This is a genomic window from Acidovorax sp. sif1233 (assembly GCF_019218755.1).
Classification (GTDB): Bacteria; Pseudomonadota; Gammaproteobacteria; order Burkholderiales; family Burkholderiaceae_C; genus Acidovorax.
On sequence record NZ_JAHUWZ010000001.1, the window covers coordinates 1,570,176 to 1,582,249 of the forward strand.

Here is a 12,074-nt window from a genome sequence, read left to right on the forward strand (position 1 = left end):
CGGGACACTAGAGCTGCAGCTGCCTGTATACCGCCGTGGCCAGCGCGAGCAATTCGGCGCGCGATAGCTGTCCGCTGAGCGCGTAGCCAAAGCTTCCCTCGGTCCAGTAGAAACCGGGCACGGGGCCTTCCTGCCTGAACTGGAAGGCCGCTGCCGCCGTGGCCGTGGTGGCGGGCGGGTTGTCGTGCGGCGGTGGCGCACCGTGGCGAGAAAGCGCCGTGGTGGCCGTGGGGGCGAGTGCGCCCAGGTACAGCGTGATGCGCTGGCCCGCAGCATTCTGGTACATGAACTGCGCACGCGCCCCGGTGTCGCCCGGCAGCAGGCGGCCTCCCACCAGCTCATAGCCTTGCGGGGCGAGCACGGGCACCTTCAGCGGCTTGCCCAGCCGCTTGGAGAGCCACTGCACCAGATGCTCCTGCTGCGACGCGGTGACTTCCACCGGATGGCGGACCTCCGGCTGGTAGACCGCATGGGCCACGGCGGCCTGCTGGGCAAAGCGCTGCGCCGGCGCCGTGGCCAGCAGCGCTGCCGCATCGCCCGCCAGAGGCTGGTGGCCCGGGGCCGGGCCGCCTGCCCACTGGCCACGCCCCGCCCACCCCAGCGCGAAGGCCAGCAGCACCGACGCGGCCAGGCCGCCCCAGCGCCACCACTGTGCCTGCCGTTCCTGGTGTCCCGCGGCGCGCAACGCAGCGGCCAGCAACGCATCGGGCACGGCGGCATGGAGCAGATCCTGGTGCAGTGCCTGCAGCTGGTCGCGCCCCTGTTGCCAATGGGCGATGGCATCCCGCGCGGCCTCGTTGCCTTCCAGTTGCTGGCGCAAGGCTGCGGCCTGCGCGGCCGGGAGGCGGCCGTCCGCCAGGGCGTGCCAGGCGGGATCGTCTTCGGGGAGGGGCGGGGCGTGGGAGCGCGGTTCCATGGCAGTGTCGCGGGTCGTCGTCATTTCAGGCGGCGCAGCGCCGGGGGCTGGGACTGGGTCTGTGGGGCGGCTGCCGCCGTGGCTGGTGAGGGGGATGGCGCAGGCACCGATGTGCGCTCCATAAGTACCCGCAGCCGGGCGCGGGCGCGCGACAGCCGTGACATCACCGTGCCCACGGGGACGGCCAGGATGCGGGCCGTGTCCTCGTAGCTCATGTCCTCCATGGCCACCAGCAGCAGCACGGCCCGCTGGTCCGCGGGCAGGCGCTGCAGGCAGCGTTCCAGGTCCAGCGCGTCGTCCGAGGGCACCGGCGCGCCGGGCAACTGGTCGCGGACGTCCTCGATGTCCAGCGGCGCCAGCGCGGGCATCGCGCGGCGCTGGTTGAGATAGAGGTTGTGCATGAGCGTGAAAAGCCATGCGCGCAGGTCGCTGCCGGTGCGCCACAGCAGCCATTTGCTGCAGGCGCGCTCCAGCGTGTCCTGCACGAGGTCGTCGGCCGCCCAGGCGTCACCTGTCAGCACCCGGGCATAGCGGCGCAGGCCTGGCAACTGCTCGACAACCTGGGTGCGGTTCATGGCGCGGTGGGATGGGCGCGCTCGCCCTCAGGGGCGGGCAGTGCGCCAGACCTGGTTCACGCCGTCGCCGGTCCTGTCGCCGGGTTTGGTGTCCTTGACCCAGTAGTACAGCGGCTTGCCCTTGTAGGCCAGCTGGGTCTTGCCGTCATCACGGGTCACGATGCTGTAGTCGCCGCCCGGCGCCGTGCTGGCCATGAGCGGGGGCCAGTTGGTGGCGCAGGGCCCGTTGCAGACCGATTTGCCGCTGCCTGCCGCGTCGCGGTCAAAGGTGTAGAGCGTCATGCCGCCCCCGCCGACGAGCACGCCGTCCACGGTTTTCACGGGCGAGTCGGCCATGGAGGCGCAGCCCGCCATACCGGCAACGGCGATGAATGCTGCCGCCATCGAGACAAATTTCTTCATGGGTTTCTCCAGAGTGGGTGCAGGCGGCGCGAATGCGGCCTTGCACCGGGACAAACACATGGGCACCGTGGTTTATTCCACGCCGCCGCAAAAAAACCGGCCGGGCTGGCATCGATGTGGCGCTTCCCGGCCCGAGCCCGGCGTGCGATGGCGCGCAGGCTAGCGGTTTCTGCTCTTCATGGCGCGCTCGACCTCGCGCTTGCCTTCGCGGTCCTTGATGGTGTCGCGCTTGTCGTGCTCGGCCTTGCCCTTGGCCAGGGCGATCTCGCATTTCACGAATCCGTTCTTCCAGTGCAGGTTCAATGGCACCAGCGTGTAGCCCTTTTGCTCGACCTTGCCGATCAGGCGCTTGATGTCGTCCTTCTTGAGCAGCAGTTTCTTGGTGCGCGCGGATTCGGGGTTGACGTGGGTCGAGGCCGTCTTGAGCGGGTTGATCAGGCAACCGAGCAGGTACAGCTCTCCATCACGTATCAGCACATAGCCGTCGGTCAATTGCACCTTGCCCTCGCGCAGCGCCTTGACCTCCCAGCCGTGCAACACCATGCCCGCCTCGTGGCGCTCCTCGAAGAAATAGTTGAAGGCCGCTTTTTTGTTGTCGGCAATGCGGGACGTAGGATCTGGTTTTTTGGCCATGGGGTGAGAGCGTGTTTGCACTTTTACGTGCCCGCGAAAACCGGAGAAAGGCCCGGCAGATGGGCGCAGGACGCGCCGAAGTATCGATACTGCAAGCGGACTGCGACAACGTGGCCGGGCCTTTCCCCGGCTTTCCCGAAAGGTTGGACCCGGACGCGGGTACTTGAGGCGCAGGACACGCTTTAAAAGATGCGGCGCAAACCGGGAGATAAAAGGCCTCCCTACAATTGTCGTCGTCTCGCACCCGCGATTCTAATTTCCTCTGGCTTGCGCGCACCGGTGCAGGCGCCGTCTGCATGAAAACCGTCCACAAGTCCGTCCTCATCTGGTATAGCCCCGAAGAAATGTTTGCCCTGGTCACCGGGGTGGAGCACTACCCCCAGTTCCTGCCATGGTGCGACCATGCCGCCGTGCTCGAGCAGACCGCAGAGGGCATGACCGCCGAGGTAGGCATTTCATTTGGCGGCATCCGCCAGACCTTCGTGACGCACAACACCCATGAGGCAGGCCGGCGCGTGCGGATGCGGCTGGTCAAGGGGCCTTTCTCGCAGCTTGACGGCGACTGGCTTTTTCACCCCGTGGGCGATGGCAGCCAGCGGGCCTGCCGCGTGGAGTTGAGCCTGAATTACGGTTTTGACAACGCGGCCCTGGCGGCGCTGGTAGGCCCTGTGTTCGACCGCATCGCGGGCAGCATGGTCGATGCCTTCGTGAAGCGCGCGGAACAGGTGTATGGCTGAGGAGCCGGCTGGTGCGGACATCGCAACCCCGCGCGCACCCGCTCTGATGCGGATCACCGTGCTGGTCTCGCTGGCGCCCCGGCAGGTCAGCGAATGCACTGTGCAATTGCACCCTGGAAGCACGCTCGCCGACGCCCTGCAAGCCGCCGGGCAGATGGCTGCGCGGCGCGAGGGCATGGCGTGCGGCATCTGGGGCCGTGCCATGCCCGAGACGACGCTGCTCAAGGACGGGGACCGCGTGGAGTTGTACCGGGAGCTCAAGGTGGACCCCAAGGTGGCACGCCGCGAGCGGTTTGCCCGGCAGGGCGCGCGTTCCACGGGCCTCTTCGCGCGGCAGCGGCCGGGCGGCAAGTCAGGCTACTGATCGGGATACCAATTGAAACAAAAACGGCGCCTCAGGCGCCGTTTTTTTGCCACGGATGACCGCTCAGCGTTTGCAGTCGGAGGCGATGATCGTGTCGATGCGCTTGACCTCTGCATTGCGCTGGGCCTCGTCCAGGAAGACGCGCTCGCCCTGTGCATTGCTCTGCCTGATCGGCGCGCCGGTCTCGAAAGTGGCCTTGGCCGCGCGCGCACGGGTGCAGTTTTCAGCCTTGGCCTTGGCGATCCTGTCGTCTTCGGCTTTCTTCTTGGCGGCTTCGGCGGCCTCTGCCTCAGCCTTGCGCTTTTCCAGCTCCTTGTCCTTGCCGGCGGCGCTGGCGGGAGCGCGGGGGGATGCGGCCGCAGGCGCAGCAGCCGAGGCGGGGGTATCGGCCGCTTCCGGCGCACTGGCGGCTGCCGCAGCCGCGGGCACGCGTGCAGTCGCGTAGCTTGGCTGCTTGAGGATGCTCTTTTCCGGGATGTCCTGTGGCGGCGGGCGGTCGCTGAAGACCTTGCGGCCGTCCTTGTCGATCCACTGCCATTGGGCAGCGGCACCCAGGGCCCAGGTGCAGGCAACGGCCAGCAAAACAAGCTTGTGCAATTTCATGCAGGCAAGTTTAGCCGTGCAGCAACGCAGCCGCCAGTGCGTGCGCAAAGGAGCGCGAGCCCTGCGGCGCCCCGCGGACGCGGGTACAATCCGTTTTTTGGAGCTTTCTCATGCGCCTTCTTGGAAAAGCGCTCACCTTCGACGATGTGTTGCTGGTGCCAGCGTACTCCCAGGTCCTGCCCAAGGACACGTCCCTCGCGACGAAACTCTCCCGCAATATCCAACTGAACTTGCCGCTCGTGTCCGCCGCCATGGACACCGTGACCGAGGCGCGCCTGGCCATTGCCATTGCCCAGGAGGGCGGCATCGGCATCGTGCACAAGAACCTCACGGCGCAGGAGCAGGCCGCCCAGGTGGCCAAGGTCAAGCGCTATGAATCCGGCGTGCTGCGCGACCCGGTCGTCATCACCCCCGAGCACACCGTGCTGCAGGTGCTGCAGCTGTCCGAACAGCTCGGCATCTCGGGCTTCCCGGTGTGCGACGGCGGCAAGGTGGTGGGCATCGTCACGGGCCGCGACCTGCGCTTTGAAACGCGCTACGACGTCAAGGTCCACCAGATCATGACCCCGCGCGAGAAGCTCATCACCGTCAACGAAAAGGAAGGCACCTCGCCTGCCGAAGCCAAGGCGCTGCTCAACAAGCACAAGCTCGAGCGCATCCTGGTCGTGAACGACGCGTTCGAGCTCAAGGGCCTGATCACCGTCAAGGACATCACCAAGCAAACCAGCTTCCCCAACGCCGCCCGCGATCCCTCGGGCCGCCTGCGCGTGGGCGCCGCTGTCGGCGTGGGTGAAGGCACCGAAGAGCGCGTGGAAGCCCTGGTCAAGGCCGGTGTGGACGCCATCGTGGTCGACACCGCCCATGGCCACAGCAAGGGCGTGATCGAGCGCGTGCGCTGGGTCAAGCAGAACTACCCGCAGGTCGACGTGATCGGCGGCAACATCGCCACCGGCGCGGCCGCGCTGGCGCTGGTCGAGGCGGGCGCCGACGCGGTCAAGGTCGGTATCGGCCCAGGCTCCATCTGCACCACGCGCATCGTGGCCGGTGTGGGCGTGCCCCAGATCATGGCCATCGACAGCGTGGCCACCGCCCTCAAGGGCACGGGCGTGCCGCTGATCGCGGACGGCGGCGTGCGCTACAGCGGTGACATCGCCAAGGCGCTGGCTGCAGGCGCCAGCACCATCATGATGGGCGGCATGTTCGCGGGCACCGAAGAAGCGCCCGGCGAAGTCATCCTGTTCCAGGGCCGCAGCTACAAGAGCTACCGCGGCATGGGCAGCATCGGCGCCATGCAGCAGGGCAGCGCCGACCGCTACTTCCAGGAGTCGACCACCGGCAATCCCAACGCCGACAAGCTCGTGCCCGAAGGCATCGAAGGCCGCGTGCCCTACAAGGGCTCCATGGTCTCCATCGTGTTCCAGATGGCCGGTGGCGTGCGCGCCGCCATGGGCTACTGCGGTTGCGCCACCATCGACGACATGAACAACAAGGCCGAGTTCGTGGAGATCACCACCGCCGGTATCCGCGAAAGCCACGTGCACGACGTTCAAATTACGAAGGAAGCCCCCAACTACAGGGCTGACTGAGCACCGTCGATCTAATCTGGCCTGATTGAAAATATCTGGTCAGAATGATATAGTCTGGTCTGAATTCACCATTCAGGCCAGACTTTTTCTTTTTGGGGTCCGCGCATCCATGCAGTCCGTCGGCATCTACGAAGCCAAAAGCAGGTTCTCCGCCCTGATCGAGCTGGTCGAGCAGGGCGAGGAAGTGCGCATCACCCGCCACGGCAAAGAGGTCGTGCGCCTGCTGCCCGTGCGCCGCCGCCCCGTCATCACCGACGAGCAGATCGCTCGCGAGCTGGGCCAGATGGATGCTTTGCACGCCAGCATCCGGCCCGCAGGCGAAGTGGCCACTCCCGACACCTTGCGCCGCAAGGGCAGGGCTGCAGCATGACTGCCTTCGTCCTCGACGCCTCCGTCACCGCCGCCTGGCTGCTGCCCGATGCGGCCAGCGAGCACACGCGCCGCCTCTACACCCTGATCCGCCGCGACGAAGTCGAGCCCCAGGCCCCCAACCTTTGGCAGTGGGAGTGCAGCAACCTCATCTCCAGCGGCGTTCACAGCGGCCGCATCCCGCCCGCATCGGTCGAAGGCCTGTGGGGCGTGCTCGAAGCCATCCGCCACCGTGTGGAGCTGCACGAACTGGCCCCCGCCCAGCACAAGGCCGTGCTAGACGTTGCGCTCGACACCGGCCTGCCCACGTTCGACGCCGCCTACCTGTGGCTGGCCCGCTCCCTGCGCCTGCCCCTGGCCACCTTCGATGCGGCGCAGGCAGCCGCCGCCCAGCGCAGCGGCGTACCACTTCTCGACCTCTCCAGCCTTTGACCAGGCGCCCCGTTTCTTGTCATCCCCTCGACCACCCACCGCCATGCAACACCAGAAAATCCTCATCCTCGATTTCGGCTCGCAAGTCACCCAGCTCATCGCGCGCCGCGTGCGCGAAGCCAACGTGTACTGCGAAGTGCACCCCTGCGATGTGACGGACGAGTGGGTGCGTGACTACGCGAAGGACGGCTCGCTCAAGGGCATCATCCTCTCCGGCAGCCACGCCAGCGTGACCGAGGACACCACCGACCGCGCTCCCCAGGCCGTGTTCGAGTTGGGTCTGCCCGTGCTGGGCATCTGCTACGGCATGCAAACGATGGCGCAGCAACTCGGTGGCAAGGTCGAAACCGGCCACAAGCGCGAGTTTGGCTTTGCCGCCGTGCGCGCCCGCGGCCACACCGCGCTGCTCAAGGACATCGCCGACTTCACCACCCCCGAAGGCCACGGCATGCTCAACGTCTGGATGAGCCACGGCGACAAGGTCACCGAACTGCCCCCGGGCTTCAAGCTCATGGCTAGCACCGACAGCTGCCCTATCGCCGGCATGGCCGACGAAGACCGCCGCTACTACGCCGTGCAGTTCCACCCCGAAGTCACGCACACCGTGCAGGGCAGGGCGCTGCTGGAGCGCTTCGTGCTCGGCATCTGCGGCACCAACCCCGACTGGGTCATGCGCGACCACATCGCCGAGGCCGTGGAGCAGATCCGCCAGCAGGTGGGTGATGAAGAAGTCATCCTGGGCCTCTCCGGCGGTGTGGATTCGTCCGTGGCCGCGGCTCTCATCCACCGCGCCATCGGCGACCAGCTCACTTGCGTGTTCGTCGACCATGGCCTGCTGCGCCTGAACGAAGGCGACATGGTCATGGACATGTTCGTCGGCAAGCTGCACGCCAAGGTCATCCGCGTGGACGCGAGCGACCTGTTCCTCGGCAGGCTGGCCGGCGTGAGCGAACCCGAAGCCAAGCGCAAGATCATCGGCGGCCTGTTCGTCGACGTGTTCAAGGCCGAAGCCGCGAAACTGAAGGCTGGCGATGGAGGCCACAAAGGCGCCACCTTCCTGGCCCAGGGCACCATCTACCCCGACGTGATCGAATCCGGCGGCGCCAAGAGCAAGAAGGCCGTCACCATCAAGAGCCACCACAACGTGGGCGGCCTGCCCGAGCAGCTGGGCCTCAAGCTCCTGGAGCCCCTGCGCGATTTGTTCAAAGACGAAGTGCGCGAACTCGGCGTGGCCCTGGGCCTGCCGCCCGAAATGGTCTACCGCCACCCCTTCCCCGGCCCCGGCCTGGGCGTGCGCATTTTGGGCGAGGTGAAAAAAGAGTACGCCGACCTGCTGCGCCGCGCGGACGCGATCTTCATCGAAGAGCTGCGCAACCACGTTGACGAAGCCACCGGCAAGACCTGGTACGACCTCACCAGCCAAGCCTTCACCGTCTTCCTGCCAGTGAAGAGCGTGGGCGTGATGGGTGACGGCCGCACTTATGACTACGTGGTCGCCCTGCGCGCCGTGCAGACCAGCGACTTCATGACCGCCGACTGGGCCGAACTGCCGTACGCCCTGCTCAAGAAGGTGTCGGGGCGCATCATCAACGAGGTGCGCGGCATCAATCGCGTGACCTACGATGTATCGAGCAAGCCGCCGGCGACGATCGAGTGGGAATAATTCATAATCGTTCCGCGCCATCCAATGGCATGCTTCTATGTGACTTAATATCTTTATAAATCAACAGCTTATTGGTGCAATGTGGTGCAATGCCATGCACTAAAAACCTGTTGTTTTTGTCGGTGTGGAAGGCGGTACATTTCGGATGTCATTGGGTCGCGTGAGTTTGTACCGTCAGGCCGTCTGACGGTACGGTGTGGCGGTAAAAAGAGACCGATATGCTGACTGACACCGAACTAAAAAAATTAAAGCCCACGGCGAAAACGTACAAAGTCGTTGATCGGGACGGGATGTACGTTTCGATTGCAACGACTGGCACTAAGTCGTTCCGCTACGACTACCGTGTCAACGGACGACGTGAGACGCTGACCATTGGGCGATACGATGAAAGCCTATCGTCGAAAGTCGCCAGGGAGCTTGACGAGCTTAAGTACGGCATAAGTCTTACGCTGGCCGAGGCGAGACTTCTGTTGGCTGATGCGCGTCGGAAAGTGGAGAAGGGCGAGTCTCCCTCTCGGGCGAAGGCCGAAAAGCGGTCCCAAATTGCCGAGTCCCTGACTTTCGGTAGCTGGGCTGACCGCTACTTTGCCGACAAAGCTGATCCCAACAACGGGGCAAAACTAGCGGATTCGACACTTGCCATGCGTCGCTCGATCTACAACCGTGATCTTGCAGGCCCCTTCGGCAAGCTCAAGTTGGAAGAAATCACGCCTACGGCGTTGATGACCTTGTGCGAGAAGGTGAAAGCACGTGGCGCACCCGCTCCAGCCATTCAGGTTCGTGAAATTGTTTTGTTGGTTTTTCGGTTTGCCCATGCCAAGGAAAAAAGCCTTGATCTTAAAAATCCGGCTGAGAGCATTCGACCCAGTGACATTGCCACGTTCAAGCCGCGAGAACGCGCACTTACGCCCTCAGAAATTCGGTTGTTCTTCGCTGCGCTGGATGACACAGCTACCGCTGCAACACTGCGTCTCGCCGTCAAATTCGTCTTACTTACGATGGTACGCAAAGGTGAATTCATCGGTGGCACGTGGTCGGAAGTAGATTTTGAAGCAGCCACTTGGACGATTCCGGCAACACGCATGAAGGCAAAGAAGCCCTTGGTTGTCTATCTAAGTCAACAGGCTACAGATATTCTTGTGACCTTTAAAACTTGCTTTGAAGCATCTAAGTATTTGCATCCAGGGCGCTACGATATGAGGCTGCCTATTAGCGATGCAACGCTCAATAGGGTAATTGATGTGGGCGTCAAGAAAGTTCGTTCAACTGGAGTGGATTTGGCCAGTTTTAGTGTGCATGATCTGCGTCGCACTGCTTCGTCGTTGTTAAATGAAGTTGGATTTAATCGCGACTGGATTGAAAAATGTTTGGCTCATGAAGAAAATGATGTTCGATCCATCTATAACAAGGCAGAATATGGTGAGCAACGAAGAATAATGCTTCAGGCATGGGCGGATATGGTAGATGCTTGGATTAATGGTGGCAATGTCGGAGAGATTGTTCGTTCGGCCAAGGTTGCAGCATCTGAAATATCAATTAAATTTCTCTAAATAGCTATGACCATCGAAATTATTGAAGGGGCGGTGGCATTGCCTTTGGGTTCATTGAAGGTTGTTGGGAATGAAGCTGGCGAGGTTATTGAGATAAACGTTGAGGAGGGCAATGGGGGAATTTGTCAAGCTGACAACAGCGCCTTAGATGATTTCATTTTCAAGAAAACCAACCAGCTTCGAGGTAAAGAAGATCGCTTGCTGAGAATACTGGCGTTGCACGAAAAAGGTGAGCGGGAAGAAATTATTTCTATGGTTAGAGGCATGGAGAAGTTTGAGGACTTCTTCCTATTTTTTCTTGACTATTTAGAAGACCCAAAGTCTAGGGCTAAAGCCGGAGGGGAGGCCAAAAAAATCTCTTTGAGTCCATACAAAAACCGTGCCGTTCGAGAATATTCTGAGAGGAAAATAGAGAGGCTGGGGAAATATAAGCAAGCGGCATTTGCTGATGATTTTGTTGAGACAATGAAGAGTGACTATGAGAGAGTTCAGGAAGAATTGAAGGAAAAGAGAGAGCAATTGTTGGTCTTGATCGGTGAATTAGATAGAGTGGATTTTGATAAGAGAAAATCTTGCGGGCAGGCTGAGGAGCTTCGTTCTCTTAAAGAGGAAATTCGTCTCCTGGAGACCCATCCCAAGCCAGTAAGTCCAAAGACTGTTGTGACTTGGTTGGCGGGGGGTTAGATGAAGTTCTTATCCCGTCTGCCTAGCAGACGGGATGATTCATGAAGTCCAACATGGCTCAATAGCAAGCATCCGGCCGGGTACAAGCGCAGTTCGCAGGAGCTGCTTGTGACAACGAATGATTTGCTATGGAGCCAAAATATGGCAATTTTTTTGCATGAGGCGCTTCTTCGCAAGCGCGAAGTTCTCCGACTTACAGGCCTGTCTAACAGCACTTTTTACAACCGTATCAAAGCGGGTGTCATCCCGCCCGGCGTACCGATGGGCCCTCGCCTGAAAGGCTGGCCTGCAAGTGAAATTAACGCCTACATCAAGTCTTGCATTGCAGCCCGTGACAACGTGGGTGGAGGTGCAGCATGAGCCGTGAGTCCCATGCCCCCTTCAAGCAGAAGAAGCTGAATAAGTTGGCGAAGTCCCTTCCTGCGGTCTCTGAACTCAGGACGGGCCTTACGTTGGTTGTTGGTCACTACGGCGAACTGATTCATCTCGTTCACTACGTGATGGTCAAAGAACTCTCTATGGCTGCTGCGAACCTGCCGGTCCCGATGCCCGATTGCTCCAGCGTACTCTGCGTTCAGAGCGGTCCTTTGCGGCAACTCGAACAGTTGCATGGATTGCGCGTGCAACTGGGCTTCTCGGCGCCGCCATTTGAAAAATGCCAGTTCGTGGATCGCGTAGCTTCCTGCGCGTTGGATTGGACCAATCCAGCATCCGTGTCAATCGTTTGCCGATTGAACATCGTGAAGGACGGTGGCTGCGTCGTGCTGCAGCAGCCTGCTGGCCAAAATCCCGATTTTGAAGGACTGCTTCACTTGCGCCGCGCAGCGGAGAAGTACAAAGCGCGCATCATTCTGTTCTGCCCGGCAGTTGCGGATGAGGCCAAATTTTCTGGCGTGGCAAACGAGCTTTTCGTTGCCGCGCCTTGCGAACCGAACCCGGGTTTCGATGAAGGTTTCGTTGTTTCGTGTCCGGAGCTTGCAAGCCCTTTGAGTCCAGCGAGCGGCAAGGTGCTTTGCTGTGTACGGTTGGGTGAAGACGGTCTCAAAACCGAGATTACGCCTTTCGTCGCTGATGACTTGAAGACGCGCTTGATGGCGATCCTCAAGGCCGACGAATGGAGCTTGGAAAAGATCGGCAAGCTTGTTGGACTCAACAAGTCGAATGTGAGCCGCAAGCTCCGCATGGTGTCCGGGGCTGTGCCAGACGACTGGGATGACGCAATGTTGGATGAATGGATTGAAGCCTGTGATCTCGATCCCATCGACGACGATTCAGATGACGACGATGATGGTGACGAGGGAGATGATCTCAACGATCTTGATCGCGCCAATCCTGTTGCGCCAGTCGGCCGCAACGAGCGCAACACGCGCAACAAAGCCGGTTTGACTCTGCGCAAGCAGCGGTAGCCGTGACGACGAAGCACGGGGTCTATGTGAATCGCCCCGGGTTTTCTAGACACCTCTGAGCCTCAAACCTGAGGCCCAATAGGAGGTGCCATGAGTAAGCAAAGATACCCCGAAGAATTCAAGACCGAAGCGGTCAAACAGATCACCGAGCGTG

Annotated in this window: 15 protein-coding genes; 10 read left to right on the top strand and 5 right to left on the bottom strand. The window is 61.6% G+C overall.

Annotated features, from left to right (window positions below):
* Positions 1–7: 7 nt before the first annotated feature.
* The 4 genes from KW843_RS07220 to smpB all read right to left on the bottom strand — a co-directional run bounded on the left by KW843_RS07220 (position 8) and on the right by smpB (position 2,526).
* Positions 8–916, bottom strand: coding sequence for an anti-sigma factor (locus KW843_RS07220; protein WP_218294358.1), 909 nt, complete (start codon positions 914–916; stop codon positions 8–10).
* A 20-nt stretch (positions 917–936) separates the two neighbouring features.
* The gene (locus tag KW843_RS07225; RefSeq protein ID WP_218294359.1) at positions 937–1,491 is read right to left on the bottom strand and encodes a sigma-70 family RNA polymerase sigma factor; all 555 of its coding nucleotides are present in this window, start codon (positions 1,489–1,491) and stop codon (positions 937–939) included.
* A gap of 27 nt (positions 1,492–1,518) precedes the next feature.
* A complete protein-coding gene (locus KW843_RS07230) occupies positions 1,519–1,893 on the bottom strand; it encodes a hypothetical protein (protein WP_218294360.1) in 375 nt (124 codons plus the stop codon).
* 159 nt (positions 1,894–2,052) lie between these two features.
* Positions 2,053–2,526 (bottom strand): SsrA-binding protein SmpB, encoded by a 474-nt coding sequence (gene smpB, locus KW843_RS07235; RefSeq protein ID WP_218294361.1) that lies wholly within the window; start codon positions 2,524–2,526, stop codon positions 2,053–2,055.
* 296 nt (positions 2,527–2,822) lie between these two features.
* Here smpB and KW843_RS07240 point away from each other — a divergent pair, with 296 nt between their 5' ends.
* Both KW843_RS07240 and KW843_RS07245 read left to right on the top strand, forming a co-directional pair.
* The gene (locus KW843_RS07240; RefSeq protein ID WP_218294362.1) at positions 2,823–3,263 is read left to right on the top strand and encodes a type II toxin-antitoxin system RatA family toxin; all 441 of its coding nucleotides are present in this window, start codon (positions 2,823–2,825) and stop codon (positions 3,261–3,263) included.
* Positions 3,256–3,627, top strand: a complete 372-nt coding sequence (locus tag KW843_RS07245; protein ID WP_218294363.1) for an RnfH family protein — start codon at positions 3,256–3,258, stop codon at positions 3,625–3,627. The genes KW843_RS07240 and KW843_RS07245 overlap by 8 nt, the downstream gene beginning before the upstream one ends.
* A gap of 63 nt (positions 3,628–3,690) precedes the next feature.
* Here the strand turns inward: KW843_RS07245 and KW843_RS07250 are convergent, their stop codons facing one another.
* Complete coding sequence (locus tag KW843_RS07250; protein WP_218294364.1) at positions 3,691–4,230, bottom strand: DUF4124 domain-containing protein; 540 nt, start codon at positions 4,228–4,230, stop codon at positions 3,691–3,693.
* Between the two features lie 110 nt (positions 4,231–4,340).
* Here KW843_RS07250 and guaB point away from each other — a divergent pair, with 110 nt between their 5' ends.
* From guaB to KW843_RS07290, 8 genes are all read left to right on the top strand, one after another.
* Complete coding sequence (gene guaB / locus KW843_RS07255) at positions 4,341–5,816, top strand: IMP dehydrogenase (protein WP_218294365.1); 1,476 nt, start codon at positions 4,341–4,343, stop codon at positions 5,814–5,816.
* A gap of 109 nt (positions 5,817–5,925) precedes the next feature.
* On the top strand, positions 5,926–6,186 hold the full coding sequence (locus KW843_RS07260) for a type II toxin-antitoxin system Phd/YefM family antitoxin (RefSeq protein ID WP_218294366.1): 261 nt from the start codon (positions 5,926–5,928) through the stop codon (positions 6,184–6,186).
* Positions 6,183–6,617 (top strand): type II toxin-antitoxin system VapC family toxin, encoded by a 435-nt coding sequence (locus KW843_RS07265; RefSeq protein WP_218294367.1) that lies wholly within the window; start codon positions 6,183–6,185, stop codon positions 6,615–6,617. The genes KW843_RS07260 and KW843_RS07265 overlap by 4 nt, the downstream gene beginning before the upstream one ends.
* 43 nt (positions 6,618–6,660) lie before the next feature.
* A complete protein-coding gene (guaA, locus tag KW843_RS07270; protein WP_218294368.1) occupies positions 6,661–8,280 on the top strand; it encodes a glutamine-hydrolyzing GMP synthase in 1,620 nt (539 codons plus the stop codon).
* Positions 8,281–8,498: 218 nt separating this feature from the next.
* A complete protein-coding gene (locus tag KW843_RS07275) occupies positions 8,499–9,830 on the top strand; it encodes a site-specific integrase (protein ID WP_218294369.1) in 1,332 nt (443 codons plus the stop codon).
* Between the two features lie 6 nt (positions 9,831–9,836).
* Complete coding sequence (locus KW843_RS07280; RefSeq protein WP_218294370.1) at positions 9,837–10,514, top strand: hypothetical protein; 678 nt, start codon at positions 9,837–9,839, stop codon at positions 10,512–10,514.
* A 108-nt stretch (positions 10,515–10,622) separates the two neighbouring features.
* Positions 10,623–10,874, top strand: coding sequence for an AlpA family transcriptional regulator (locus tag KW843_RS07285; protein WP_218294371.1), 252 nt, complete (start codon positions 10,623–10,625; stop codon positions 10,872–10,874).
* Complete coding sequence (locus KW843_RS07290; RefSeq protein ID WP_218294372.1) at positions 10,871–11,920, top strand: hypothetical protein; 1,050 nt, start codon at positions 10,871–10,873, stop codon at positions 11,918–11,920. The genes KW843_RS07285 and KW843_RS07290 overlap by 4 nt, the downstream gene beginning before the upstream one ends.
* Positions 11,921–12,074 lie beyond the last annotated feature (154 nt).